Genomic DNA, 26,924 nt, shown 5'->3' on the forward strand with positions numbered 1-26,924 from the left:
CATTGACACTACTAAGTAAACCGCGTTCTCTCGGCAAGTGAACGTTGGATGAATCAGCGCGGCGGGAAACGGAACCGTCGGCGAGCACCTCCGGCCACGGCCTAAGCTGGTGGACGTGAATGATCCGTTGTGGCTGGTAATCGCAGGACTCGTGGGCCTCCTGTTGGGCGTCTTCGGCCTCGTCGCGTACCGCGCCAGCCAGCGACGACGGCTCGTGCTGCCCGAGGTGCTCGAGCCGACGCTGCCGGAAGGCACCGCCGAGGTCCTCTCGATCGTCGGTCGCGCATTCGTCGTCGTCGACGAGGTCGACGGCGTCGTCCGCGCCAATCCTGCCGCCTACGCTTACGGGCTGGTCCGCGGGCATACCGTCGTGCACCAGCAGCTGCTCGATCTGGCCGCGCGTGTTCGCGCCGACGGTGTCATCGAGGAGAAGCAGTTCGAACTCCCGCGCGGCCCGCTCGGCCAGGGGGCGATCGTCGTGCACGTGCGCGTCGCCCCGCTCGCGGACCGGTACGTGCTCGTGTTGGCGGACGACCGCACGGAGATCACCCGCACGGAGGCCATCCGCAACGACTTCGTCGCGAACGTCTCCCACGAGCTGAAGACGCCGGTCGGCGCCATCTCCCTGCTCTCGGAGGCCATCGAGGACGCGGCCGGGGACGAGGTCGCGGTCAAGCGCTTCACGAAGCGACTGCACAAGGAGTCCATCCGGCTGGCCGCGCTTGTGCAGGACATCATCGAGCTCTCGCGGCTGCAGGGCACCGACGTCGTCCTGCAGGGGCGGCCCGTCGAACTGGGCCGCATCATCAGCGAGGCCGTCGACCGCAACCATCTCACCGCTGAGGGCAAGAACATCACGGTCACCGTCGGCGGGGCGAGCGACGTCGTCGTGCACGGCGACCCAGACCTGCTGATGACCGCGTTCCGGAACCTGATCGACAACGCCATCCGCTACTCGCCGGAGGGCACCAAAGTCGGAGTCGGCGTGCGCGTGCGCAACGGGCTCGTACAGGTCTCCGTCACGGACCAGGGCCCGGGCATCGGGCAGGACGACCAGGAACGAATCTTCGAGCGCTTCTACCGCGTCGACGCGGCGCGTTCGCGCCAGACCGGCGGCACGGGGCTCGGACTGAGCATCGTCAAACACGTGATGTCGAACCACGGCGGCGAGGTGACCGTCTGGTCGCAGCCCGGCCAGGGGTCGACGTTCACGGTGCGGCTGCCGCTCTACGAAGAAGCGACACCGTCCGACGGCCCGCCGTCGGACGCCGAGACCACCGGCGCCGAGAGCGCCTAGGAACTAGAGGAGACCATATGACGCGGATTCTGGTTGTCGAGGACGAGGAGTCGTTGAGCGACCCGTTGTCCTACCTGCTGGAGAAGGAGGGCTTCGAGGTCCAGGTCGTCGACAACGGCCTCGATGCCGTGACCGAATTCGATCGGGCCGGCGCGGACCTCGTGCTGCTCGACCTGATGCTGCCCGGCCAGTCCGGGACCGAGGTCTGCCGCCAGCTGCGCCAGCGTTCAAGCGTCCCGGTCATCATGCTCACAGCCAAGGATTCCGAGATCGACAAGGTCGTGGGGCTCGAGCTGGGGGCCGACGACTACGTGACCAAGCCCTATTCGTCCCGGGAGCTCGTGGCCCGGGTCAGGGCGGTGCTGCGCCGCCAGGGCGAGCCCGACGAGCTCATGACGAACACCGTGCAGGCCGGCCCGGTGCGGATGGACGTCGAGCGCCACGTCGTGAGCGTCTCCGGCGAACGGGTCTCCTTCCCGCTCAAGGAGTTCGAGCTCCTGGAGATGCTGCTGCGCAACTCCGGCCGTGTGCTCACGCGCGGTCAGCTCATCGACCGGGTCTGGGGTTCGGACTACGTGGGCGATACCAAGACCCTCGACGTGCACGTCAAGCGCCTGCGCTCGAAGATCGAGCCGGACCCCTCGAGTCCGGTGCATCTCGTGACCGTTCGCGGCCTCGGCTACAAATTCGAGGCCTGACGCCGGCGGTGAAAAGGAAAGGCTGCGGCCCCGGGACGTCCCGGGGCCGCAGCCTTTTCGCTTGTCTGCTTCTACGGTGGTCCTAGTGGCCGCCGTCCTCTTTTTCTTCGTGCTTGAGGTGCTCGACGGTGCCGTCCTCGTAGCCGCCCGGCAGGTACTGGCGGTACTCCGGGAGTGCCCCGTTGATCACGGGTACGGACTGCTCGACGCTCTCCCCGTCCACGGTCACCGTGACGGCAGTGTGGGCGCCCGGCTCTTCGCCGGAGGAGGGGATGATGGTCTTGTTGGCGTCGTCTTCCAGCTTGGTCACGGAACCGCCCGCGACGGCGATGGAAACGGCCGTACCGTCGACATTCAGGTTCACGCGGGTGTTGCTCTCGCCATTGTTGACGAGGCTTCCCAGCACGCGGGCCTCTTCGTCAGCCGCGTTGGTGACGATCATGAGATTGCGGACCTCGAGGTCGCCGGCAGTGAAGACCACGCCGTCGCTCGGTGCGTACTTGTCGGCGGTCGCCTGGTCGTTGATCGCGCCGCAGCTGGTGGCGCTCAGGGCGACGACGGCGAGGGCGGCGGTGGCCAGAGCACGGCGTCCGCGGATCTTCTGTGCGGTGATCACTGCACAAACTCCTCATCAAGTTCGAATCGGGATGTTCATGTCACTGCAGGCTGCGCCCGTGGTGACGGCATTCGAAGCAATCCTACTCGGAAAGTGCCCCAAACTTTTACTCGCCGTCGAAGTGGCACCGGAGCGCGGACTGCCGGACCTGCCGGGGCGGCGGCCAACCGTGGCCTACCGGCCCGTAGGAACCGCCCGTGTGTTACGCGGAGGTGAATTATGACGTGTCTGGGCGCCGATGTGCTGCAACTCGCCGAATTATCAAACGGATGCGTGATAAACTAGTGGACGGGAAAGGGGATTATCCGAAAATGGTTTTTGAGGTTGGCGAGACGGTAGTTTACCCCCACCACGGGGCTGCACGGATCGAAGAGATCAAGATGCGGACCATCAAGGGCGAGGAGAAGATGTACCTCAAGCTCAAGGTCGCCCAGGGCGATCTGACGATTGAGGTTCCGGCGGAGAACGTTGACTTGGTGGGCGTTCGTGACGTCGTCGACCAGGACGGTCTGGACGATGTGTTCGATGTCCTGCGCGCGGAGTTCACGGAAGAACCGACGAACTGGTCCCGTCGGTACAAGGCGAACCTGGAGAAGCTGGCCTCCGGTGACGTCATCAAGGTGGCCGAGGTCGTCCGCGACCTGTGGCGCCGCGAGAACGATCGTGGCCTGTCGGCCGGCGAGAAGCGCATGCTCGCCAAGGCCCGGCAGATCCTCATCAGCGAACTGGCCCTGGCCAAGAAGCTGGACGAGGGCAAGGCCGAGAGCATGCTCGACGAGGTCCTCGCTTCCTAGGGCCTCGCCCAGGAAGGCGGAGGTACCGCGTCCCGCGATATCAAGCAGCCCGTTCACCGAGAGGTGGGCGGGCTGTTCTGCTGCCCGGGCCCGATAGGGTTTGATCGTGCCCACAACACCTCCAATGCAACACAGCGACTCCCCGCGCGGCGGCCGCACCGCCGTCGTCCTCGTGGCCGCCGGCAGCGGCACCCGCCTCGGCCGGGCCATGCCCAAGGCAGCGGTCCCCGTCGCCGGCGTGCCGATGCTCGAGCGCGCCATCGCGTCCGTCGCGGCAGCGCTGCCCGAGGCGCAGATCGTCGCCGTCCTCCCCGCGGGCCACGCCAGCCTGTGGCAGCTGTGCGCATCGATCGCGGCGGCCCCGCACGACGACGGCGCCCCCCGCCCGCATCTCGTCGCCGTCGCGGGCGGCGCCACACGCAATGACTCGGTTCGAGCAGGGCTTGCGGCCATCGGCGACGCGGTCCACGTCCTCGTGCACGACGCGGCGCGCTGTCTGACCCCGCCGGAGGTGTTTGCTGCCGTCGCCGACGCCCTGGCGGCCGGCGCCCGCGCCGTGGTGCCCGCGCTGCCCGTCGTCGACACGATCAAGGCCGTCCGGGCGGCGCCCGATGCATCGATCGCGGCCGAGGCCGTCGCATCGACCCCGCCGCGCAGCGGGCTGCGCGCGGTGCAGACGCCGCAGGGCTTCCGCCGCGACGTGCTCGTCGCGGCGCAGCGGCAGGTCGCCGCGTGGCCGGCGGCGCGCGCGGAGACCGTCACCGACGATGCCCTGCTCATGGAGATGCTCGGCGAAGATGTCTACCTCGTGCCGGGCGACGAGCGGGCCCTGAAGATCACCACGGAACTGGACCTGATGCTCGCGGAGGCGTTGATCGCCGCGGGGGAGGAGCACGCATGAACAAGCCCGTCATCCCACGAACCGGCGTCGGCGTCGACGCGCACGCCTTCGCGACCGCGGAGGATCGCCCGATGATGCTCGCCGGCCTGCACTGGCCGGGCGAGCGCGGCCTCGCCGGGCACTCGGACGCGGACGCCGTCGCGCACGCCGCGTGCGACGCGCTGTTCTCGGCCGCCGGCATCGGCGACCTCGGAACCCACTTCGGAACCTCCCGCCCGGAGTTCGCGGGTGCCTCCGGGGCGACCCTGCTCGCCGAGGCCGCACGCCTCGTCCGCGCGGCCGGCTTCGAGATCGGGAACGTGGCCGTGCAGTTCGTAGGCAACCGGCCGAGGTTCGGGCCGCGCCGCGAGGAGGCCAACGCCGCTCTCAGCGCTGCGGCCGGGGCGCCCGTCACGGTGACCGCGACGACGTCGGACGGTCTCGGCTACGAAGGCGGCGGCGAGGGCATCACCGCGTACGCCTCCGCGCTCGTCTACACGGCCTGAACCGGCCCGCCCGCCCGGCGCTTGGGTGGGCTAATCTTGTGCGGTGAGCATGCGATTCTACGACACCAGCCAGGCCAAGGTCCGCGACTTCACCCCGCTCTCGCCGGGGCGCGTAGGCCTCTACTACTGCGGTGCCACCGTTCAGGGGATGCCGCACGTGGGCCACGTGCGATCGGCCATCGCCTTCGACATTCTCGCCCGCTGGCTCGAGTACCGCGGGCTCGAGGTCACGGTCGTGCGCAACGTCACCGACATCGACGACAAGATCCTCGAGAAGTCCGCGGCCTCCTTCGCCGAGGGGTTCGACGCCCCGGCTGACTACCGTGAGCGCGAGGAATGGTTTGCGCTCGCGTACCGGTTCGAACAAGAGTTCCTGCGCGCCTACGACACCCTCGGCGTCCGGCGCCCGACCTACGAACCGCGCGCGACCGGGCACATCACCGAAATGCACGAGCTGATCGTCGAGCTCATCGAGCGCGGCCACGCCTACCCGGCCCTCGACGATTCGGGGGACGTCTACTTCGACGTCCGCTCGTGGGCCGGCTACGGTGAGCTCACCCGCCAGAAGGTTGACGACCTGCAGGACGCCTCGGATGCCGATCCGCGTGGCAAGCGCGACCCGCGGGATTTCGCCCTCTGGAAGGGGCACAAGGCCACCGACCCGCAGAGCGCGTCCTGGCCGAGCCCGTGGGGCCGTGGCCGCCCGGGCTGGCATCTCGAGTGCTCGGCCATGGCCGGCAAGTACCTGGGCAGCGCTTTCGACATCCACGGCGGCGGTCTGGACCTGCGCTTCCCGCACCACGAGAACGAGCTCGCCCAGTCACGGGCCGCCGGGGGCGACTTCGCGAACTTCTGGATGCACAACGGCATGGTCACCTACGAGGGCGAGAAGATGTCGAAATCCATCGGCAACACCATCTCCCCGGCCGAAATGCTCGCGATGGCCGAGCCGCGCGTGGTCCGTTACTTCCTCGGCCAGGCGCACTACCGCTCCCAGCTCGACTACCGGCCCACCTCCCTCGAGGAGGCGACCGCCGCCGTCGAACGGATCGACACCTTCGTGCGCAACGCCCGCTCCCTGACCGGGAACGACGGCGCGGCGACCGAGGTGCCAGTGGAGTTCTCGGCCGCGATGGACGACGATCTCAATGTCCCCCAGGCGCTCGCGGTCCTGCACGAGCGCGTGCGCGCCGGGAACACGGCCCTCGCCGCGGTGGACGCATCAGCGGTGACCACTGCGCTGGGGACGGTGCTCGCGATGACGGAGGTCCTGGGCCTCGACGACGTCGCCACAGCCGGAGCCGCCGGGGATCCGGCGGCGTCCGCCGCGCTCGAGTCGCTCGTCGCGGCGCAGATCGAGGCGCGGGCGCAGGCGCGGGCCGCCAAGGACTGGGCGGCCGCCGACGCGATCCGCGACAACCTCGCAGCGGCGGGGGTCGTCGTGGAGGATTCGGCGGGCGGCGCGCGCTGGACGCTGGCTCCCTAGCTCAAGTTCTCAAGACGATTTGGTCGGAGCGGTAAAATGGGCCTTGGTGGACACCACGGTCCAACCGTGATCGACCCCCAGATTTCTAGCCACGAGGAATGACACCATGGCAACAGGCAAGCGTCCCGGCGCCGTCCGCAAGTCGAAGAAGGGCCCGTCCGTCGGTACCGGCGGCCACGGACGGAAGAAGCTCGAGGGCAAAGGCCCCACTCCCAAGGCGGAGGACCGGACCTACCACAAGGCGCACCGCACCAAGCAGCTGGCCGAGAAAGCTGCCGCCGGCCGCGGCGGCCGCGGTCGTTCCCGCGTCTCGGAGGAGTTCGTGACCGGTCGTAATTCGGTCCTCGAGGCCCTGCGCACCAACATCCCGGCGAAGACGCTCTACATGGCGACGCGGATCGACGTCGACGACCGTGTGCGCGAGGCGCTCAAGCTGGCCGCCGAGCAGGGCATCGCCGTGCTCGAGACCAGCAAGCCGGAGCTCGACCGGATGACCGAAGACGCCGTGCACCAGGGTCTGGCCCTGCAGATCCCGCCGTACGAGTACCCGGACGCCGTCGACCTGGTGACCGAGACCGTCGAGCGCTCCGCCCGCGGCCACATCGCCAGCAAGCCCCTCTTCGTCGCGCTCGACGGCATCACCGACCCGCGCAACCTAGGCGCGATCGTCCGCTCCGTCTCGGCCTTCCGGGGCCACGGCGTGATCGTGCCCGAACGCCGCAGTGTCGGCATGACCGCGTCCGCGTGGAAGACCAGCGCCGGCGCAGCGGCCCGCGTGCCCGTGGCCCGCGCGACCAACCTGACCCTCGCCTTGAAGGAGATGAAGGCCCAGGGCGTTTTCGTCATCGGCCTCGACGGCGGCGGCGACATGGAGCTGCCGGGCCTCGAGCTCGCGACGGAGCCGCTGTGCATCGTCGTCGGCTCGGAGGGCAAGGGCCTCTCGCGCCTCGTCCGCGAAACATGCGATGCCATCGTCTCCATCCCGATCGACTCGGCGATGGAGTCCCTCAACGCGTCCATGGCCGTCGGCATCTCCCTCTACGAAGTCTCGCGCCGACGCAACGGCTAGCGAGCTGCGGCGCACCGTCGTCGCATCCTCGATCATCAAGGCGGTTTCTATGGCACAGCCCAGCGCTGATGTCCCGGTGTCACTGCAGAACGCGGGAAGCGGCCCCGGCCATTTCTCGCGACCGTTCCCGCGCGGCGTCGCGGCGAACGTCCCCGGGCTTCCACGGGTGGACGACGCCGTCAACGTGGCGGTGTTCGCCCCCGAGCTCGAAGCCGTGGACGTCTGGTTCACGGATCCCTTCGGCGAGCTGACGCGTGCCAAGCTCTTCGACAAGACCGACGGCGTGCACCATGGCGTGGTCGAGGGGCTGCGCCCCGGCGCCCGCTACGCGTTCTGGGAGCACGATGTGGAGCACCCGGAGAACGGTCAACTTCTCGTCGATCCGTACGCTCGCGCTCTCGAAGAGCACGACGACGGCACCTTCTGGGGCGTGTTCGTCGCTGAGCGGGACTTCGACTGGGGATCCGTGACGCGGCCCCACGTGCCGTGGCGCGACACCGTCATCTACGAGGCCCATGTCAAGGGTCAGACGATGCTGCACCCCGACGTGCCCGAGGACCTGCGCGGAACCTATGCCGGGTTCGCGCACCCCGCGATGATCGAGCACCTGAAGTCCATCGGCGTCACGACCGTGGAACTGCTCCCGATCCATTTCCACATCGACGAGCCCCACCTGCAGGAGATGGGTCTGCCCAACTACTGGGGCTACAACACACTCGGCTACTTCGCCCCGCATCAGGCGTACGCCACGGCGGCTGCTCAGGCGGCCGGCCCGCAGGCCGTGCAGGACGAGCTCAAGGGCATGATCAAGCTCTTGCACGCGGCCGGCATCGAGGTCGTGCTCGACGTCGTCTTCAACCACACCGCTGAGGGCGGGCAGAATCAGCAGGCACTCTCGTGGCGCGGCCTCGCGGACCGCCACTACTACCGCCACAGCGAAGACGGCTCCTACTTCGACACCACCGGGTGCGGCAACACCCTCGATTTCAACGAACCGGCCGTGATCCGCCTGGCGATGGATTCGCTGCGTTACTGGGTCGACGAGTTCCACATCGACGGGTTCCGCTTCGACCTGGCGGTCTCGCTCGGCCGCGATACCGACAACCACTTCAAGGCGAGCCATCCCTTCTTCTCCGCGATCGCCGCGTCCGAGACGCTGACCGGCGTGAAGATGATCGCCGAACCGTGGGACGTGTCCATGGGCGGCTGGCAGACGGGCCATTTCCCGCGCGGCTTCGCTGACTGGAACGACAAATTCCGGGACACCGTCCGCGAGTTCTGGGTGGCCGACCACGGCCGTCTCCTGGCCGGAGAACAAGGGGCCTCCGTGGCCCGCCTTGCCGGGGCGCTCGCGGGATCCCGCGAGCTCTTCGCTTCGTCCGGGCGGGGCGCCCTGGCGTCCGTCAATCTCGTCACGGCTCACGACGGCTTCACGCTGCGCGATCTCGTCAGTTACGACCGAAAGCACAACGAGGACAACGGCGAAGAGAATCGCGACGGTCACAGCCACAACAACTCGTTTAATCACGGAGTCGAGGGCCAGACCGGCGACCAGGACATCAACGTCGAACGCCTCAAGACGGCGTCGAACGTGATGGCGACGCTCGCGATCTCGCTCGGCGTCCCGATGATCACCGCGGGCGACGAGATGGGCAAGACGCAGGAAGGCAACAACAACGCCTACTGCCAGGACAACCCCATGTCATGGCTGCACTGGAATCTCACGGAACATCAGCGGAGCATGTTGCGCACGACCCGAGACCTGTTCCGGATCCGCAAGGAGTTCTTGTCCGATCAGCCCTACAGCTACCCGGCGCACGACGACGCCGGTTTCCTGCTCTGGTTCAATTCCAACGGCGACCCGCTGCAGCAGGACGAGTGGACGAACCCGGACACGCGCCTGATGCAGATGCTGATCGGCTCGCCCAGCAGCGAACTCGATGGGCTGGCCATCTTCAATGGCGGATTGGAGCCGGTTGAGGTGTGTCTTCCCCAGGGGGAGGTCATGGCCGAATTCATCGGGCGGGATCCGGAACGCGCGCGGTTCGAGCTGCGTTACAGCACCGATCCGGACAGCCTGGCCCAGCAGGGTGTGGTCCGCCCGGCAGGCGGCAAACACACTGTGGCTCCGAACTCGGTGTCGGTCTTCCGCGCGTAATACTGCAGAACACGAGGGATTTCTCCGTTGTTTCCTTGGTGGGAGGACGGGCGGCGATTAACGTCTAGTGTGTGAGCAGCACACCGAAACGCAGGTCAGCAAAGATTCGATTCGGCCGTTTCCCGGTCACGGACGTCCAGCCCGTCGTCGAGGGCGGGGCTTTTCCGGCCAAGGTCGTCGTCGGGCAGGACGTGCGTGTCAGCGCAACGGCTTTCCGCGAGGGGCACGACTCGCTCGGTGTCACGGGCATTCTCTACGCCCCGGACGGCAGCATCAGCCAGACCGTCCGAATGACGCCAGGGGCGGCCGGAACCGACTCCTGGCACGGCACGCTCCGGCCGGAGGAGACTGGGACGTGGACGTTCGCCATCGAAGCGTGGGACGACCCGTACGGGACGTGGCATCACGCGGCGACGGTGAAGATCGCCGCTGGAATGGAAGAGGAGCTGATGCTCGCCGAAGGCGCCCGGCTGTTCTCCGACGCGGCGGCGAGCCTCCGCTCAGGGCGAGAACGCCCAGCGGCCGACGCGCTGGCGGACGCTGCGACCGTCGCCGCGGACGCGGAACTCTACTCCGCCGTCGCGGAGTTCCTCTCCGACACGACGCGATCGGCGGGGGAGCGGGTGGAAGCTGCCGAGGCCCCGCATTTGCGCGCGGCCCTCGCTGCCCGCCCGATTCGGCGACTCGTCACGAGCAGCGAACACTTCCCGCTGCTCGTCGAACGGGACCTGGCTGGCCGTGGCGGCTGGTACGAGTTCTTCCCTCGTTCCGAGGGGGCCGTGTACGACGAGGCGGCCGGACACTACCGCTCCGGAACCTTCGCGACGGCCGAGAAACGACTGCCGGCCGTCGCCGCGATGGGCTTCGACGTCCTGTACTTGCCGCCGATCCATCCCATCGGCCGCACGCACCGCAAAGGCCCGAACAACACCCTGACCGCGGGCGAAGGCGACCCCGGATCCCCCTGGGCGATCGGATCGGCCGAGGGCGGCCATGACGCGATCCACCCGGACCTCGGCACGGAAGAGGACTTCGCGCACTTCGTCGACCGGGCCAACGACCTGGGCCTCGAGGTCGCGCTCGACCTCGCGCTCCAGGCGTCCCCGGACCATCCGTGGGCGATCGAACACCCGGAGTGGTTCACCGAACGCGTCGACGGCACGATCGCGTATGCGGAGAACCCGCCGAAGAAGTACCAGGACATCTACCCGCTCAACTTCGACAACGACCCCGAGGGTCTCAGCCGCGAGATCCTGCGAATCGTGAAGCTGTGGATCAAGCGGGGCGTCAAGATTTTCCGTGTCGACAATCCGCACACCAAACCCGTCTGGTTCTGGGAGTGGCTGATCCGACGGGTCAGCGCCCGGGATCCCGAGGTCGTCTTCCTGGCGGAGGCCTTCACTCGCCCCGCCATGATGCACGCCCTGGGCCGGGCGGGTTTCCAGCAGTCCTACACCTACTTCACGTGGCGGAACACCAAGACCGAGCTCGAGGAGTACTTCACGGAGGTCTCCCGGGACACCGCCGCGTTCTTCCGGCCGAATTTCTGGGTCAACACCCCCGACATCCTTCCGGAGTTCCTCCAGTTCGGCGGGCCGGCCGCGTTCAAGCTCCGGGCGGTCCTCGCCTCGATGGCGAGCCCGCTGTGGGGTGTCTACACCGGGTACGAGCTCTGCGAGCACATCGCGCGTCCCGGTTCGGGCGAGCACCTCGACAATGAGAAGTACGAATACAAGCCGCGCGACTTCGCCGGGGCGGAGGCCGCCGGCACCTCGCTGGCGCCGTACCTCGCCCGTTTGAACCAGATCCGGCACGACCACCCCGCACTCGGGGACCTCGCCAACCTGGAACTGCACTCGTCGACCGATGACTCCACGATCGTCTTCTCCAAGACGAAGCGCCGGTCCCCGGACGACGCGGGCAGCGCCGACACGGTCATCGTCGTCGTGAACCTCGACCCGCACGGGACACGCGAGTCGACCATCACCTTGAACCTCGAGGCATTGGATCTCACCCCGTCCCTCATCGGCGACGACGGTCAGTTCGAGGTCGAAGATCTCCTCAGCGGCGAGACTTGGCGCTGGGGCGAACACAATTACGTCCGGCTCGACCCCCATGTCGAACCGGCCCACATTCTCCACCTCAGGAGGCCCACCTCATGACGCCCGACGACGCACCACGCACTGACCCCGGATCGCCCCGGGCGGAGGCCTACGAGCCGATGCCTGTCGCGCCCGAAGTGCTCGACGCCGTCGCCCGCGGGGCCCATCACGCTCCGCACGCCGTCCTCGGAGCCCACCTGGACGACGACGGCCACGTCACTTTCCGAACGCTGCGGCACCTCGCGGAGTCGGTCGAGGTGCGCACGCGCGGCGGTTCGCTGCCGATGCGGCACGAGCACCACGGCGTGTGGGTCGCGGTGCTCCCGCGTACGGACCGCGAGGGGCACGTGCCCGATTACCGCCTCGATGTCACCTACGGCGGCGGTTCCACCGTGACCGTCGACGACCCCTACCGCCACCTGCCCACCCTGGGTGAGGTTGATCTGCACCTGATCCACGAAGGCCGCCACGAGCACCTGTGGACCGTGCTGGGTGCACACGTGCACCGTTACCACTCGGAGCTCGGCGACGTTGTCGGCACGAGTTTCGCCGTCTGGGCCCCGAATGCGCAGGCCGTGCGGGTCAAAGGGGAGTTCAACCACTGGGACGGCGCGCAGCACGCGATGCGCTCGCTCGGGCACACCGGCGTCTGGGAGCTCTTCGTCCCGGGTGTCGAAGCCGGCGCCGTCTACAAGTTCCAGATCCTGGGCGCCGATGGCCACTGGCGGGACAAGGCCGACCCCATGGCCCAGGCCACGGAGGTTCCTCCGCGCACGGGGTCGATCGTCGCCGAGTCGAGCTATGGTTTCCGCGACGACGAGTGGATGGAGCGCCGCGCGGCGACGAACCCGCACGACGCGGCGATGAGTGTCTACGAGGTGCACCTCGGCTCGTGGCGCCCGGGCCTGAACTACCGCGAGCTTGCCGATCAGCTGTCGGAGTACGTCTCCTGGCAGGGATTCACGCACGTCGAGTTCTTGCCGGTCGCCGAGCACCCGTTCGGAGGCTCGTGGGGTTATCAGGTCACCGGATACTACGCGCCGACGTCGCGTTTCGGCTCTCCCGACGATTTCCGGTACCTGGTCGACACTCTGCACCAGGCCGGGATCGGCGTCATCCTCGATTGGGTGCCGGCGCACTTCCCGAAGGACGAGTGGGCGCTGGCCAACTTCGACGGGCAGCCCCTCTACGAGCACTCGGACCCGCGCCGCGGCGAGCACCCGGACTGGGGCACGCTGATCTTCGACTACGGTCGCCGCGAGGTGAAGAACTTCCTCGTCGCCAACGCGCTGTACTGGCTCGAGGAATTCCACATCGATGGCCTGCGTGTCGACGCTGTCGCGTCGATGCTCTACCTGGACTACTCCCGGAACGACGGAGAGTGGGTTCCGAACGTGCACGGGGGGCGCGAGAACCTCGAGGCGATCGCCTTCCTCCAGGAAGCCACGGCCACGGCGTACCGGCTGTACCCCGGCGTCGTCATGATCGCCGAGGAGTCCACCGCGTTCGACGGCGTCACGCGCCCGACCGTGCACGGCGGGCTCGGCTTTGGGATCAAATGGAACATGGGCTGGATGCACGATTCGCTCGAGTACATGGGGCAGGACCCGGTGCACCGTCAGTACCATCACCACCAGATGACGTTCTCGCTCGTGTACGCATGGAGCGAGAACTACATGCTTCCCATCAGTCACGACGAGGTCGTGCACGGTAAGGGATCGCTGTTGCGCCGGATGCCGGGGGATCGGTGGCGCCAGCTGGCCCAGGTGCGCGCGTATCTCGCCTTCATGTGGTCGCACCCGGGCAAGCAGCTGATCTTCATGGGCACGGAGTTTGCCCAGGAGGGGGAGTGGAGCGAGCAGTACGGACTCGATTGGTGGCTCGCGGATACCCCGCAGCACGCCGGCGTCCAGCGCCTCGTACGCGAACTGAACCTGTTCTATCGGCAGACGCCGGCCCTCTGGAGCCAGGACAACGATCCTGCGGGTTTCGTCTGGATCGACTCGCATGACGCGGCCGGAAACACGCTGGCCTTCGCACGCGTGCCGGCCGACGGCGGATCGCCGGTGGTCGCGGTCGCGAACTTCGGCGGGGAGCCCAAGCACGGATACCGGTTGGGGCTACCCGAGGCGGGCCGTTGGGTGGAGGCGCTCAATACGGATTCTGAAGAGTTCGGCGGGTCCGGAGTCGGCAATGGAGGCTCCGTGCAGGGGCGACTCGAGGGCTATTACGGACAGCCTGCGTACGCGGATGTATCGCTACCGCCCCTCGGTGTGGTCTACTTCACTCGGGAAGATGCGGCCCCGTTGGCCGGGAAAGACGCGCTGGACTAGGGCGCGAGGCCCGAACTTCCGCATGATTCTGGGGATCTCCCGCCGGTTCGGTCGGTGGGAGGCCCCGGATTTGCGTGCGCGCCGGAACGTGGGTATAGTTTTATCCCGCGCCGCACAGCGGAAGGCAACGGAAACGGAGCCCGAAGCTAACGGCGGATGAACTTCTCAGGAAGGCCAGCGAGTCGAGTTGACAAGCTGAAACAACTGAGGTAAGATATAAAAGTTGCCGCGAATTGAGCGGATCGGCCGGAAAGAGGCTGGTTGGTAAAGCGTGTGTGTCTGTTGTTTGAGAACTCAATAGTGTGCCAAGTTTGTTGATACCAAATTTTATTTGGTGAATGGCTGTCCGGTTCGCACCCCCGTGTGGGCTTGGATGGCAATTTGCCAGGATTTTTGAACTGCGACGCGGGTCTTGTTTTCCCTTGATTCGTTGTCGTGTTTCGTATGTTTTTTACGGAGAGTTTGATCCTGGCTCAGGATGAACGCTGGCGGCGTGCTTAACACATGCAAGTCGAACGATGAAGCCCAGCTTGCTGGGTGGATTAGTGGCGAACGGGTGAGTAACACGTGAGTAACCTGCCCTCGACTCCAGGATAAGCCCGGGAAACTGGGTCTAATACTGGATATTCAATTTCTACCGCATGGTGGTTTTTGGAAAGGATTCTGGTCGAGGAGGGACTCGCGGCCTATCAGCTTGTTGGTGAGGTAATGGCTCACCAAGGCGACGACGGGTAGCCGGCCTGAGAGGGTGACCGGCCACACTGGGACTGAGACACGGCCCAGACTCCTACGGGAGGCAGCAGTGGGGAATATTGCACAATGGGCGAAAGCCTGATGCAGCGACGCCGCGTGAGGGATGACGGCCTTCGGGTTGTAAACCTCTTTCAGTAGGGAAGAAGCGAAAGTGACGGTACCTGCAGAAGAAGCGCCGGCTAACTACGTGCCAGCAGCCGCGGTAATACGTAGGGCGCAAGCGTTATCCGGAATTATTGGGCGTAAAGAGCTCGTAGGCGGTTTGTCGCGTCTGCCGTGAAAGTCCGGGGCTTAACTCCGGATCTGCGGTGGGTACGGGCAGACTAGAGTGCTGTAGGGGAGACTGGAATTCCTGGTGTAGCGGTGAAATGCGCAGATATCAGGAGGAACACCGATGGCGAAGGCAGGTCTCTGGGCAGTAACTGACGCTGAGGAGCGAAAGCATGGGGAGCGAACAGGATTAGATACCCTGGTAGTCCATGCCGTAAACGTTGGGCACTAGATGTGGGGGACATTCCACGTTTTCCGCGTCGTAGCTAACGCATTAAGTGCCCCGCCTGGGGAGTACGGCCGCAAGGCTAAAACTCAAAGGAATTGACGGGGGCCCGCACAAGCGGCGGAGCATGCGGATTAATTCGATGCAACGCGAAGAACCTTACCAAGGCTTGACATGGACCGGATCGGGCTAGAAATAGTCTTTCCCTTCGGGGCTGGTTCACAGGTGGTGCATGGTTGTCGTCAGCTCGTGTCGTGAGATGTTGGGTTAAGTCCCGCAACGAGCGCAACCCTCGTTCTATGTTGCCAGCACGTGATGGTGGGGACTCATAGGAGACTGCCGGGGTCAACTCGGAGGAAGGTGGGGACGACGTCAAATCATCATGCCCCTTATGTCTTGGGCTTCACGCATGCTACAATGGCCGGTACAATGGGTTGCGATACTGTGAGGTGGAGCTAATCCCAAAAAGCCGGTCTCAGTTCGGATTGGGGTCTGCAACTCGACCCCATGAAGTCGGAGTCGCTAGTAATCGCAGATCAGCAACGCTGCGGTGAATACGTTCCCGGGCCTTGTACACACCGCCCGTCAAGTCACGAAAGTTGGTAACACCCGAAGCTGGTGGCCTAACCCCTTGTGGGAAGGAGCTGTCGAAGGTGGGACCGGCGATTGGGACTAAGTCGTAACAAGGTAGCCGTACCGGAAGGTGCGGCTGGATCACCTCCTTTCTAAGGAGCAACTAGCATTCATGCCGGCATCCTCAGTGGTGTTTGGTGTGGTGTTCAGTGTTTGCCCGTTGCCAGCCCGGATGTGGTTGGGCGGGTGCTCAAGGGTGGAATATCAACGAATTATCGCCGCTTACTGGTGGCTGGTTGGTTCTCTAGTACGCTCTGGTCTTCGGATCGGGGTTGGAACGGTGCCGGCTGGTTGACGGTGGTGGTGTTTGGCACACTGTTGGGCCCTGAAGCAACAGGCCCTGGGGTACTGGTTCGCACCTTTTGGTGTGGGCTGGTGTCTTGGTGGACTGCTTGTTTTTTCCTTGCCTGGCCTAAGCATGCTGGTTCTACCGGGTTTTCCTGGTGGTGGGTGTGTGGTGGGGGTGAAGGGGTTGTTGTTTGGGAACTGCATAGTGGACGCGAGCATCTTGTATGCACGCATTTTTCCTCCTTCGGGGGGTGGGTGCGTGTTGCAATTTCTTTGATCTCAAAAAAACCTTTCATGGTTTTTCTTGATATAGATATAAAGCTCATTGCTTGACTGTTTGTGGTCAAGTTTACAAGGGCGCATGGTGGATGCCTTGGCATCGGGAGCCGAAGAAGGACGTGGGAATCTGCGATAAGCCTGGTGGAGTCGATAACCGGACGTTGAGACCAGGATTTCCGAATGGGGAAACCCCGTACAGTGTCATGCTGTGCGACTCGCATCTGAACACATAGGGTGCGTAGAGGTAACGCGGGGAAGTGAAACATCTCAGTACCCGTAGGAAGAGAAAACAACAGTGATTCCGTGAGTAGTGGCGAGCGAAAGCGGATGGGGCTAAACCGATTCATGTGTGATAGCCGGCGGGCGTTGCATGGTCGGGGTTGTGGGAGCATCAAGTATCCGTTCTGCCGGACGGGTGTGGTGAGGTGTAGACGTATAGGCGAATCGGTTTGAATGCCGAATCAGAGAGGGTGAAAATCCCGTAGCCGTAATGCGTACTGCCGCCATTTTGGTGCCACCCGAGTAGCACGGGGCCCGAGAAATCCCGTGTGAATCTGCCAGGACCACCTGGTAAGCCTGAATACTACCCGATGACCGATAGCGGATAAGTACCGTGAGGGAATGGTGAAAAGTACCCCGGGAGGGGAGTGAAATAGTACCTGAAACCATGCGCTTACAATCCGTCGGAGCCGAGACTGCGGTCTGGTGACGGCGTGCCTTTTGAAGAATGAGCCTGCGAGTTAGTGCTGTGTCGCGAGGTTAACCCGTGTGGGGAAGCCGTAGCGAAAGCGAGTCTGAATAGGGCGTTTGAGTGGCACGGTCTAGACCCGAAGCGAAGTGATCTACCCATGGCCAGGTTGAAGCGACGGTAAGACGTCGTGGAGGACCGAACCCACTTCAGTTGAAAATGGAGGGGATGAGCTGTGGGTAGGGGTGAAAGGCCAATCAAACTTCGTGATAGCTGGTTCTCCCCGAAATGCATTTAGGTGCAGCGTTACGTGTTTCTTGCCGGAGGTAGAGCTACTGGATGGCCGATGGGCCCCAACAGGTTACTGACGTCAGCCAAACTCCGAATGCCGGCAAGTGAGAGCGTAGCAGTGAGACAGTGGGGGATAAGCTTCATTGTCGAGAGGGAAACAGCCCAGAATGCCGACTAAGGCCCCTAAGCGTGTGCTAAGTGGGAAAGGATGTGGAGTTGCTGAGACAACCAGGAGGTTGGCTTAGAAGCAGCCACCCTTGAAAGAGTGCGTAATAGCTCACTGGTCAAGTGATTCCGCGCCGATAATGTAGCGGGGCTCAAGTACACCGCCGAAGTCGCATCATTCAGTCATACACATTAGCCTTCGTGGTTCAGTGGACTGGATGGGTAGGGGAGCGTCGTGTAGCGAGTGAAGCCGCGGTGGAAACCAGTGGTGGACGCTACACGAGTGAGAATGCAGGCATGAGTAGCGAATGACGGGTGAGAAACCCGTCCGCCGAATGATCAAGGGTTCCAGGGTCAAGCTAATCTGCCCTGGGTGAGTCGGGACCTAAGGCGAGGCCGACAGGCGTAGTCGATGGACAACGGGTTGATATTCCCGTACCAGTGAAGAACCGTCCCTACTGAACCGGTGATGCTAACCACCTCAAGCACCATAGACTGCCCTTCGGGGCGGCGTTGGTGGGCGACGTGGGACCCGAACCGGGGAAGTCAGCGTATTAACAGGTGTGACGCAGGAAGGTAGCCGGGCCAGGCAATGGAATCGTCCTGGTCCAAGGGTGTAGGCCGTCTCGTAGGCAAATCCGCGAGGCATTCAGGCTGAGACCCGACAGGCGCCCACGTAAGTGGGTGATCCGGTGATCCTATGCTGCCAAGAAAAGCATCGGCGCGAGGTTCTAACTGCCCGTACCCCAAACCGACACAGGTGATCAGGTAGAGAATACTAAGGCGATCGAGAGAATCATGGTTAAGGAACTCGGCAAAATGCCCCCGTAACTTCGGGAGAAGGGGGGCCTGCCTCGTGACCGCCACTTGCTGGCGTGAGCGGGTGTGGGCCGCAGAGACCAGGGGGAAGCGACTGTTTACTAAAAACACAGGTCCATGCGAAGTCGCAAGACGATGTATATGGACTGACTCCTGCCCGGTGCTGGAAGGTTAAGAGGAGCTGTCAACACTTCGGTGTGAAGCGGTGAATTTAAGCCCCAGTAAACGGCGGTGGTAACTATAACCATCCTAAGGTAGCGAAATTCCTTGTCGGGTAAGTTCCGACCTGCACGAATGGAGTAACGACTTCCCCGCTGTCTCAACCATGAACTCGGCGAAATTGCAGTACGAGTAAAGATGCTCGTTACGCGCAGCAGGACGGAAAGACCCCGAGACCTTTACTATAGTTTGGTATTGGTGTTCGGTGCGGCTTGTGTAGGATAGGTGGGAGACTGTGAAGCGGGCACGCTAGTGTTCGTGGAGTCATCGTTGAAATACCACTCTGGCCGTACCGGATTCCTAACTTCGGACCATGATCTGGTCCAGGGACAGTGCCTGATGGGTAGTTTAACTGGGGCGGTTGCCTCCTAAAGAGTAACGGAGGCGCCCAAAGGTTCCCTCAGCCTGGTTGGCAATCAGGTGTCGAGTGTAAGTGCACAAGGGAGCTTGACTGTGAGAGCGACAGCTCGAGCAGGGACGAAAGTCGGGACTAGTGATCCGGCGGCACCTCGTGGAAGGGCCGTCGCTCAACGGATAAAAGGTACCTCGGGGATAACAGGCTGATCTTGCCCAAGAGTCCATATCGACGGCATGGTTTGGCACCTCGATGTCGGCTCGTCGCATCCTGGGGCTGGAGTCGGTCCCAAGGGTTGGGCTGTTCGCCCATTAAAGCGGTACGCGAGCTGGGTTTAGAACGTCGTGAGACAGTTCGGTCCCTATCCGCTGCGCGCGCAGGAAATTTGAGGAGATCTGTCCTTAGTACGAGAGGACCGGGACGGACGAACCACTGGTATGTCAGTTGTACCGCCAGGTGCACCGCTGATTAGCTACGTTCGGAAGGGATAACCGCTGAAAGCATCTAAGCGGGAAGCCCACTTCGAGATGAGATTTCCATACACTTTTGTGTGAGAGGCCCCCAGCTAGACCACTGGGTTGATAGGCGGGACGTGGAAGCGAGGACTAAAGACTCGTGAAGCCGACCCGTACTAATAGGCCGACAACTTACACCACAAACACCACCACCCACGCTTCAATTGTGGGAGTTCTGGTGGCATGATTGCTACGCGTCCACTATGCGGTACCGAAACAACAACTTTTGTTTCGATGTAACCGAATAACCGCCACAACCCCGTCCCTTTTGTTGGATGGGTGGGTGGCACCACGATGAAAGATCGTGGCCCAGGTTTTCCCCCGACAACATGCCTTCGTGTGTGTGACTGGTGGGTGCTAGGGTTACGGCGGTCATAGCGTGGGGGAAACGCCCGGTCCCATACCGAACCCGGAAGCTAAGACCCACTGCGCCGATGGTACTGCACTCGGGAGGGTGTGGGAGAGTAGGTCACCGCCGGACACTCATTAAGAGGACAGGCCTCGCAACAGAGATGTTGCGAGGCCTGACCCATTTAACATGTAGCTCGGCCCGCGCACATCCACCGGTCGCTTCAGGCGCGCTCGGCGGTACTGTGGAGGGATGCACGGACTTTTCTCACACGCACCTGCCCCCGAGCCGGGCCCGAGCTCGGATGCTGACGTCGATCCGCTCCGCTTCAGCGTCCGCGTCCCGGTCGGCAGCGACCGAGCATTCGAGGGTTTCACCGAATACGTTCATCTTTGGTGGCCGGTCGACGAGCACTCGCATTTCGGCGACGGCGCACATATGAGCCTGGACGTCGACGGCCTGTCCGAGGACTCCCCATCCGGGGAAACGCATAGATGGGCGAGTCTACTGGAGGCCCAGGCGCCGGCGCGCATAGAACTGAGCTGCACATACAACTTTGAGGACTTGGCGCCCAGCCATGTTGTCGTCGCCTTCCGATCCGCCGGCAGCGAGACTCAGGTCGAGCTCACGCACACTGGCTTGGCCGTGGGCGAGGACGGGCAGCGTCAGGCGGAAGTTTATGCGTGTTGGGGCCCGATCCTCGAGCGGTTCGCGCGATTCATGGGCGCCCGGTAGAAGCCGTGCCGAACAACCAAACCACAGTGGATGGACAGCACGTCGCGGCGCTGCGCGATCGGATCGATCCTGACGGAAGATCGGGGAAGGTCCAGGACTCCGCGGCAACTCGCATCGCCTACTGCCGCGACTTCGGCCCCCGCGAGGACGATTTCCTGCCCGCCTTCGTTGTCTTCGCCGAATGCGTCGAGGATGTCCAAGCGGTCCTTTCCTACGCCAACGACCACGCAGTGCCCGTCATCGCCCGCGGGGCAGGCACGGGTGTTTCGGGCGGCGTGAACGCGAGCGAAAACTGTATCGTTCTGAGCCTTGAGCGGATGGACCGAATACTCGAGATCCGCCCCGAGGACGAAGTGGCCGTGGTCGAGCCAGGAGTCGTCAACGGGGACCTGGGAGACGCGGTCGCCGAGTACGGGCTCATGTATGCCCCAGATCCCGCAAGCTACCGGCAGTCGACGATCGGTGGCAACGTGGCAACGAATGCCGGCGGTCTGAGATGCGCCAAATACGGCGTCACGAGGGACTCGGTGCTGGGGCTCGACGTCGTCCTCGCGGACGGGACGCTTCTGCATACCGGCAGAAGCACATTCAAAGGGGTGGCCGGATACGACCTGACCAGCCTCTTCGTAGGCTCAGAAGGAACCCTCGGGGTCGTCGTCTCGGCGACGGTGCGCTTGCGTTACCTCAGCCCCGAGTCCCGTTCGATCGCGGCGTTCTTCCCGACCGTGGAGGCGGCCGCGGCGGGTGTCCTGGCCGTTGGTCGGCATCGAGTGCAGCCGGCGATCATGGAGTTTCTCGACGCGGGCACCATGGCGGTCATCGACGCCGGTTTCGGCACGGATCTCGCGAGCAGGGGAGGGGCGCTCCTGCTGGTGCGGACCGACGGCCACGGCGCACGCGTCGAGGAAGCGATTGTGCGGGAGGCGCTGACGAGGCTCGGTGCCCAGCTCGCCGCAGCCGGCGACGACATCGCCGCTCGGCTCATCGAAATGCGGCGCTCTAGCCGAGGCGACATTCAGGACGACGAATATCGTGTAGGCGAAGACGTCGCCGTCCCGCGTTCCCAACTAGTCGCCTACGTGCACCGGCTGAGTGAGATAGCGACCGAGCACGGTGTCATGTTGCGGATTGTCGCGCACGCGGGTGACGGAAATCTGCATCCGACCTTCTGGGTCGCACCGGAGGACGGGGCTGATGGCCTCGAACGTCTCGCTCGGGCCTTGGACGAGTCCGTGCGAGGAGCTCTGGATGCGGGAGGCACGATCACCGGAGAGCACGGCATCGGCCAGTTCAAACGTCGCTGGCTGGGGTGGGAACAGCAGGAGGAGGTCCTCGAACTGCAGCGCCAGATCAAAAAGCTCTTCGACCCCCACGGCATACTCAACCCCGGTAAGGCCATCCTCTAGGGAGCGGCGCCTGTTGGTTGCCCCCGTCCGGCGGGGCTCTCCCAATTAGGCGTTTGCGAACCGAGCCGGTAAAGTAGTTGAGGTCGCTGAGACGCCGGGGTGTAGCGCAGCTTGGTAGCGCGCCTCGTTCGGGACGAGGAGGTCGCAGGTTCAAATCCTGTCACCCCGACCACGGTTGAAAAGGCCGGCTCTAATGAGCCGGCCTTTTCTGCGTTTCGGTTCCCGCCGAGAGCCCCCTGAAGAGGGCGGATTCGGATTCGTAGGGACGCCGTCGTATTTTGATTCCCTCCCAGTACGCGATAGCGTCATGGCGTAAGACACACCACGGGAGCTCGCACCAGCGAGCTGAGAGGGCGGCTAGGGCCGTCGACCGTCGAACCTGACCGGGTAATGCCGGCGAAGGAAGAGATGAAAATGCGCACAACTGACGCTACACCTGTATCCACCGTGACCACCGGCCCTATCGAAGGCAGCAGCAAACGGTACGAAGCGGTCACGGGGGCGGAACACCTGAGGTATCCGGTGCGGCGCGTTCATCTCAGCAACGGAGAGCATTTCGACCTTTACGACACCTCCGGTCCGTACACTGACGCGGACGCGGAGATCGACGTCGAGGCAGGACTCAAACGTGCTCGAGATGAATGGAACCGACCAGAACCGATCGACGGCGCCGCGACCCAGCTGGTCTGGGCGCGGGCCGGGATCGTGACCGACGAGATCGCCTATGTGGCCGCCCGCGAGGGGCTCGAGCCGGAATTCGTTCGCGAGGAGGTCGCGGCGGGACGGGCCGTGATCCCCGCCAACCATCGCCACCCCGAGTCGGAGCCGATGATCATCGGCAAAGCGTTCGCGGTCAAGGTCAACGCGAACATCGGCAACTCCGCGGTGACTTCCTCGGTGGAGGAAGAGGTCGAGAAGATGGTCTGGGCAGCCCGTTGGGGCGCGGATACATTGATGGACTTGTCGACTGGTAGGAACATCCACGAGACCCGGGAGTGGATCCTGCGCAACGCGCCCATCCCGGTCGGCACCGTGCCGATCTACCAGGCTCTAGAGAAGGTGAACGGAGACCCCGCGAAACTGACCTGGGAGATCTACCGGGACACGGTGATCGAGCAGGCGGAACAGGGAGTGGACTACATGACCGTGCACGCGGGTGTGCTGCTGCGCTACGTGCCGCTGACGGCCAAGCGTGTGACTGGCATCGTTTCCCGCGGCGGTTCGATCATGGCGGCGTGGTGCTTGGCGCACCACACGGAGAGTTTCCTCTACACGCACTTCGTGGAATTGTGCGAGATCTTTCGCAAGTACGACATCACGTTCTCGCTCGGCGACGGTCTGCGCCCAGGTTCGATCGCGGACGCGAACGACGAGGCGCAGTTCGCCGAGTTGCGCACGCTCGGGGAACTGACGAAGATCGCCAAGTCCCACGGTGTGCAGGTCATGATCGAGGGTCCGGGCCACGTGCCGATGCACAAGATCGCCGAGAACGTCCGGCTCGAGGAGGAGCTCTGCGAGGAGGCGCCGTTCTACACCCTCGGTCCGCTCGCGACGGATATCGCTCCCGCCTACGATCACATCACCTCCGCTATCGGCGCCTCGATCATCGCCCAGGCCGGGACGGCGATGCTCTGCTACGTGACTCCGAAGGAGCACCTCGGGCTGCCGAACCGAGACGATGTCAAGATCGGTGTGATCACGTACAAGATCGCGGCGCATTCGGCTGATCTCGCCAAGCAGCACCCCCGAGCCCAGGAACGTGACGACGCCCTGAGCCGTGCGCGCTTCGAGTTCCGGTGGAATGACCAGTTCGCGCTCTCGCTCGACCCCGACACGGCCCGCGAGTATCACGACGAGACGCTGCCGGCCGAGCCCGCCAAGACGGCGCATTTCTGCTCGATGTGCGGCCCGAAGTTCTGCTCGATGCGCATATCGGCCGATGTACGCGAGTACGCGGCGAAGAACGGATTGGATTCCGTGGATGCGATCGAGGCGGGCATGGCTGAGAAGTCGGAGGAGTTCGCCCGGATGGGCAGTTCGGTCTACCTGCCCGTTCGCGCGATCTAGCACGGGCCGCTCGCGTCGGCGGCCCCGCTCAGGTGCGCGGGGCCGCCGTCGACGTCCGGGCGACGAACTCGGTGGGGAAGAAGCTCCGGGTCGGGTCGGGATCCACGTCGCGTTCGCCCAGAAGCTGCAGCACCTTGCGTACCGCCGCGGCGCCTTGGCCGCGGGCGTCCTGCGCGATGGTGGTCAGCCCGAACAACTCGCCGAGCTCGTGTCCGTCGATGCCGATGACGGATAGATCCCCAGGTACGTCCAGACCGAGGTCGCGGGCGGCGAGGATCGCGCCGAACGCCATCTCGTCGGATGCGCAGACCACGGCCGTCGGTTGGCGACGCGGAGCGGACATCACGTTGCGTACCTTCTGGTAGCCGCCCTGGATCGTGAAGTCGGCGCTCAGCAGCCATTCGGGGTGCACGGGCAGATTCGCCTGGTCCAGCGCGTACTCGTAGCCGTCCTGGCGGGCGGAAGCGAGCTTGAAGTCGACTTCGAACTCCTCACTGCCGCCGAGGTAGGCGATCTTCGAATGTCCGAGGGCGATGAGGTGCTCCGTCGCCATCGACGCGATGTTGAAGTCGTCGACGCGGATCGTGTCGATGGCGGGGATCAGACCGCCGATCGCGACGACGGGCTTGCCGACCGAGGCGAGCTGGTCGACCTCGTGGGGCTGCAGCTTGAGGGTCAGGGTGATCACGGCGTCGAGCCGCTTGCGCAGCAGCAGGTCGCCGAAGACGGACCGGCGGTGCTGGTCCTGGCCGCCGGTGTTGTACAGGGTCAGGTCGTAGCCGGCCTCGATGAGCCCGTTCGTGATCCCCTCGAGCACAGTCGAGAAGTACCAGCGGCCCACGGTGGGAACGACGACGCCGATGTTCCGGCTTCGTCCCGAGGCGAGGGAAGACGCGTTGAACGAGACGACGTACCCGAGCTCCTCGGCGGCGCGCTGGACCTTCGCCCGCGTCGCGGCCGAGACCTTCCCGTTTCCGCTGAGCGCGCGCGAGACCGTCGCGACGGATACGCCCGCGCTCTGTGCTACATCCTTGATCCCTGCCATCGCGATCTAGTGTTCCACGTCCAGCCAGGCGGCAGCGTCGGGTACGAGCCGCCCGTCCGCATTGATCGCCCCGGGGGTGCTCTCCAGCAGGACGGAACCGGCCGGCAGATCGGCCGGCTCGTCGCCGCTGTTGAGCACGACGACGGTGCGCCCGTTCCTGTAGGCGGCCACGTCGGTGGTTGCGCCCGGGCGCGATTCGAGCCAGGCGAGGTCTCCGAGGCCGAGGCCACGTTCGGCGCGGACCGCCAGGGCCCGCCGGTAGAGCTCGAGGGTCGAATCGGGGTCGCCGGCCTGAACGTCCCGCGCGTAGCGGTCCCAGTGGCGCGGCTGCGGCAGCCAGGCATTGGACGTGGGCGTCGCGTCGTCGTGCTCTGAACTACCGGGCCGAGTGCTGAACCCGAGCCCCGGAGCGCCAGCGACCCAGGGGAGCGGGACGCGGCAGCCGTCGCGGCCGACGCGCTCGCCCCTGGTGCGGAAGAAGGTGGGGTCCTGGCGGAACTCGTCGGGAAGGTCGAGGAAGTCGGGAAGGCCGAGTTCTTCGCCCTGATAGAGGTAGACGCCGCCGGGCAGCGCGAGCGTGAACAGGGACGCGGCGCGGGCCCGGCGCAGGCCGAGATCCTCGTCGACCACGAGGTCGGAGATCTTTCCGCCTTCGTTGACGCGTCCGGTCATGCCGAGCCCGAAGCGTGTCGAGTGGCGGGTGATGTCGTGGTTCGAGAGTACCCACGTGGTGGGCGCGCCGACGGCGTCGAATGCTGAGAGTGAGCGTTCGACGACGCCCCTGAACGATTCGGCGCCCCAGGCCGCGCCGAGGTAGTCGAAGTTGAACGTCTGGTGCATCTCGTCCGAGCGCACCCAGTCGGCCATGGTCTCGACGGGGTGCGCGTTGGCCTCGCCGCAGAGGATGCGGTCGCCGTCGTACTCCTCGACGAGCTGGCGCCAGCTGCGGAAGACGTCGTGCACGGCGGCGCGACCGAACATGGGTGCGTCGGAGAACGGGAATCCTTCGGTCGACCGGCCGTCGGGGCGGCCGCCCCAGTCTGGCAGCCCCGGTTCCTTGATCAGGGCGTGCGCGACGTCGACGCGGAAGCCGCCGGCGCCGCGATCGAGCCAGAAACGCAGGATGCGCTCGAATTCGGCGCGCACCGCGTCGCTGTCCCAGTTGAAGTCCGGTTGCGAAGAATCGAAAAGGTGCAGGTACCACTGTCCAGGGGCGCCGTCGTCGTCCGTGGTGCGGGTCCAAGCCGGTCCACCGAAGTGTGACTGCCAGTTGTTCGGCGGCTCATTGCCGTCCGGGCCGCGCCCGTCGCGGAAGTGGAAGAGTTCGCGCTCAGGCGATCCCGGGGCGGCCGCGAGTGCGGCCTGAAAGAGCGGGTGGGCGTCCGAACAGTGGTTCGGGACCAGGTCGACGATGATCTTCAGCTCGTGTCGGCGGGCTTCGGCGACGAGGTCATCGAAGTCATCGAGCGTGCCGAACATCGGGTCGACGTCGCAGTAGTCGGAGACGTCGTAGCCGGCGTCCTTCTGCGGGGAACGGCAGAACGGGGAGAGCCAGACGGCGTCCACGCCGAGGGACGCGATGTGGTGCAGTTCGCGGGTGATGCCGGGCAGGTCGCCCATGCCGTCTCCGGTCGTATCGCGAAACGAGCGCGGGTACACCTGGTAGATCACGGAACGGCGCCACCATTCATCACCTGCGGACGGGGCGTGGACAAGGCGCTCGGCGCTCAGTTGCGTTGCTGGCTGCGACATGTGGATCATCCTACCCATCGACTGACGAATCTGGAAGCGCTTACAGGCTGAACCCAGCCTATTCGTGAGGAATACTCGCAGGGTGGACGGGCGTCATGAAAGCGTTTACACTCGTGTTGTACATCACTCG

15 protein-coding genes, 1 tRNA gene, 3 rRNA genes and 1 pseudogene are annotated in these 26,924 nt (G+C 64.7%); 17 read left to right on the forward strand and 3 right to left on the reverse strand.

Going from position 1 to position 26,924, the window contains the following annotated elements:
• The first annotated feature begins 115 nt into the window (after positions 1-115).
• Together EV380_RS00460 and EV380_RS00465 are read left to right on the forward strand one after the other, a co-directional pair.
• On the forward strand, positions 116-1,297 hold the full coding sequence (locus tag EV380_RS00460) for a sensor histidine kinase (protein WP_102160485.1): 1,182 nt from the start codon (positions 116-118) through the stop codon (positions 1,295-1,297).
• Positions 1,298-1,314: 17 nt separating this feature from the next.
• The gene (locus tag EV380_RS00465) at positions 1,315-1,995 is read left to right on the forward strand and encodes a response regulator transcription factor (RefSeq protein ID WP_130448581.1); all 681 of its coding nucleotides are present in this window, start codon (positions 1,315-1,317) and stop codon (positions 1,993-1,995) included.
• Positions 1,996-2,077: 82 nt separating this feature from the next.
• Here the strand turns inward: EV380_RS00465 and EV380_RS00470 are convergent, their stop codons facing one another.
• Positions 2,078-2,611, reverse strand: a complete 534-nt coding sequence (locus EV380_RS00470; protein WP_130448583.1) for a hypothetical protein — start codon at positions 2,609-2,611, stop codon at positions 2,078-2,080.
• 311 nt (positions 2,612-2,922) lie between these two features.
• Between EV380_RS00470 and EV380_RS00475 the strand changes: the two genes are divergently transcribed.
• The 15 genes and pseudogenes from EV380_RS00475 (at position 2,923) to thiC (ending at position 23,997) form a co-directional block, all read left to right on the forward strand.
• Entirely contained in the window at positions 2,923-3,405 is a 483-nt protein-coding gene (locus tag EV380_RS00475; protein WP_102160465.1) for a CarD family transcriptional regulator, read from the forward strand.
• Positions 3,406-3,529: 124 nt separating this feature from the next.
• Positions 3,530-4,306, forward strand: a complete 777-nt coding sequence (gene ispD, locus EV380_RS00480; protein WP_130448585.1) for a 2-C-methyl-D-erythritol 4-phosphate cytidylyltransferase — start codon at positions 3,530-3,532, stop codon at positions 4,304-4,306.
• Entirely contained in the window at positions 4,303-4,791 is a 489-nt protein-coding gene (gene ispF, locus EV380_RS00485) for a 2-C-methyl-D-erythritol 2,4-cyclodiphosphate synthase (RefSeq protein ID WP_102160466.1), read from the forward strand. Before ispD ends, ispF begins: the two co-directional genes overlap by 4 nt.
• A gap of 43 nt (positions 4,792-4,834) precedes the next feature.
• Entirely contained in the window at positions 4,835-6,277 is a 1,443-nt protein-coding gene (gene cysS / locus EV380_RS00490; protein WP_130448587.1) for a cysteine--tRNA ligase, read from the forward strand.
• Between the two features lie 106 nt (positions 6,278-6,383).
• Positions 6,384-7,346, forward strand: coding sequence for a 23S rRNA (guanosine(2251)-2'-O)-methyltransferase RlmB (gene rlmB, locus EV380_RS00495; RefSeq protein WP_102160470.1), 963 nt, complete (start codon positions 6,384-6,386; stop codon positions 7,344-7,346).
• A 49-nt stretch (positions 7,347-7,395) separates the two neighbouring features.
• Entirely contained in the window at positions 7,396-9,504 is a 2,109-nt protein-coding gene (gene glgX / locus EV380_RS00500; protein ID WP_102160472.1) for a glycogen debranching protein GlgX, read from the forward strand.
• A 71-nt stretch (positions 9,505-9,575) separates the two neighbouring features.
• Entirely contained in the window at positions 9,576-11,666 is a 2,091-nt protein-coding gene (locus tag EV380_RS00505) for an alpha-1,4-glucan--maltose-1-phosphate maltosyltransferase (protein WP_130448589.1), read from the forward strand.
• Between the two features lie 56 nt (positions 11,667-11,722).
• Positions 11,723-13,939: pseudogene (glgB, locus tag EV380_RS00510) on the forward strand (1,4-alpha-glucan branching protein GlgB); the annotation flags it as partial.
• A 450-nt stretch (positions 13,940-14,389) separates the two neighbouring features.
• A 16S ribosomal RNA gene (locus EV380_RS00515) occupies positions 14,390-15,913 on the forward strand.
• A 537-nt stretch (positions 15,914-16,450) separates the two neighbouring features.
• Positions 16,451-19,581 (forward strand): 23S ribosomal RNA (locus tag EV380_RS00520).
• Positions 19,582-19,804: 223 nt separating this feature from the next.
• A 5S ribosomal RNA gene (gene rrf, locus EV380_RS00525) occupies positions 19,805-19,921 on the forward strand.
• The 16S, 23S and 5S rRNA genes sit together here, the layout of an rRNA operon.
• Before the next feature lie 120 nt (positions 19,922-20,041).
• Entirely contained in the window at positions 20,042-20,524 is a 483-nt protein-coding gene (locus EV380_RS00530) for an SRPBCC domain-containing protein (RefSeq protein ID WP_130448593.1), read from the forward strand.
• Between the two features lie 62 nt (positions 20,525-20,586).
• Positions 20,587-21,930: an FAD-binding oxidoreductase gene (locus EV380_RS00535; protein ID WP_423219036.1), complete on the forward strand. Its 1,344-nt coding sequence runs from the start codon at positions 20,587-20,589 to the stop codon at positions 21,928-21,930.
• Between the two features lie 95 nt (positions 21,931-22,025).
• A tRNA-Pro gene (locus EV380_RS00540) sits at positions 22,026-22,102 on the forward strand.
• Positions 22,103-22,344: 242 nt separating this feature from the next.
• A complete protein-coding gene (thiC, locus tag EV380_RS00545) occupies positions 22,345-23,997 on the forward strand; it encodes a phosphomethylpyrimidine synthase ThiC (RefSeq protein ID WP_130448595.1) in 1,653 nt (550 codons plus the stop codon).
• A 28-nt stretch (positions 23,998-24,025) separates the two neighbouring features.
• Here thiC and EV380_RS00550 read toward each other — a convergent pair whose 3' ends face one another.
• On the reverse strand, positions 24,026-25,042 hold the full coding sequence (locus EV380_RS00550) for a LacI family DNA-binding transcriptional regulator (RefSeq protein ID WP_130448597.1): 1,017 nt from the start codon (positions 25,040-25,042) through the stop codon (positions 24,026-24,028).
• Positions 25,043-25,048: 6 nt separating this feature from the next.
• Entirely contained in the window at positions 25,049-26,794 is a 1,746-nt protein-coding gene (locus tag EV380_RS00555; RefSeq protein ID WP_207219263.1) for a glycoside hydrolase family 13 protein, read from the reverse strand.
• Between the last annotated feature and the right edge of the window lie 130 nt (positions 26,795-26,924).

Origin of the sequence: Zhihengliuella halotolerans (assembly GCF_004217565.1) — a bacterium.
Taxonomy (GTDB): Bacteria; Actinomycetota; Actinomycetes; order Actinomycetales; family Micrococcaceae; genus Zhihengliuella; species Zhihengliuella halotolerans.

Coding starts and splice junctions, on each gene's coding strand:
- EV380_RS00465 (WP_130448581.1), top strand. CDS start 1,315: ATGACGCGGATTCTGGTTGTCGAGGACGAGGAGTCGTTGAGCGACCCG.
- EV380_RS00475 (WP_102160465.1), top strand. CDS start 2,923: ATGGTTTTTGAGGTTGGCGAGACGGTAGTTTACCCCCACCACGGGGCT.
- ispD (WP_130448585.1), top strand. CDS start 3,530: ATGCAACACAGCGACTCCCCGCGCGGCGGCCGCACCGCCGTCGTCCTC.
- ispF (WP_102160466.1), top strand. CDS start 4,303: ATGAACAAGCCCGTCATCCCACGAACCGGCGTCGGCGTCGACGCGCAC.
- rlmB (WP_102160470.1), top strand. CDS start 6,384: ATGGCAACAGGCAAGCGTCCCGGCGCCGTCCGCAAGTCGAAGAAGGGC.
- glgX (WP_102160472.1), top strand. CDS start 7,396: ATGGCACAGCCCAGCGCTGATGTCCCGGTGTCACTGCAGAACGCGGGA.
- EV380_RS00530 (WP_130448593.1), top strand. CDS start 20,042: ATGCACGGACTTTTCTCACACGCACCTGCCCCCGAGCCGGGCCCGAGC.
- thiC (WP_130448595.1), top strand. CDS start 22,345: ATGCGCACAACTGACGCTACACCTGTATCCACCGTGACCACCGGCCCT.
- EV380_RS00550 (WP_130448597.1), bottom strand. CDS start 25,042: ATGGCAGGGATCAAGGATGTAGCACAGAGCGCGGGCGTATCCGTCGCG.
- EV380_RS00555 (WP_207219263.1), bottom strand. CDS start 26,794: ATGTCGCAGCCAGCAACGCAACTGAGCGCCGAGCGCCTTGTCCACGCC.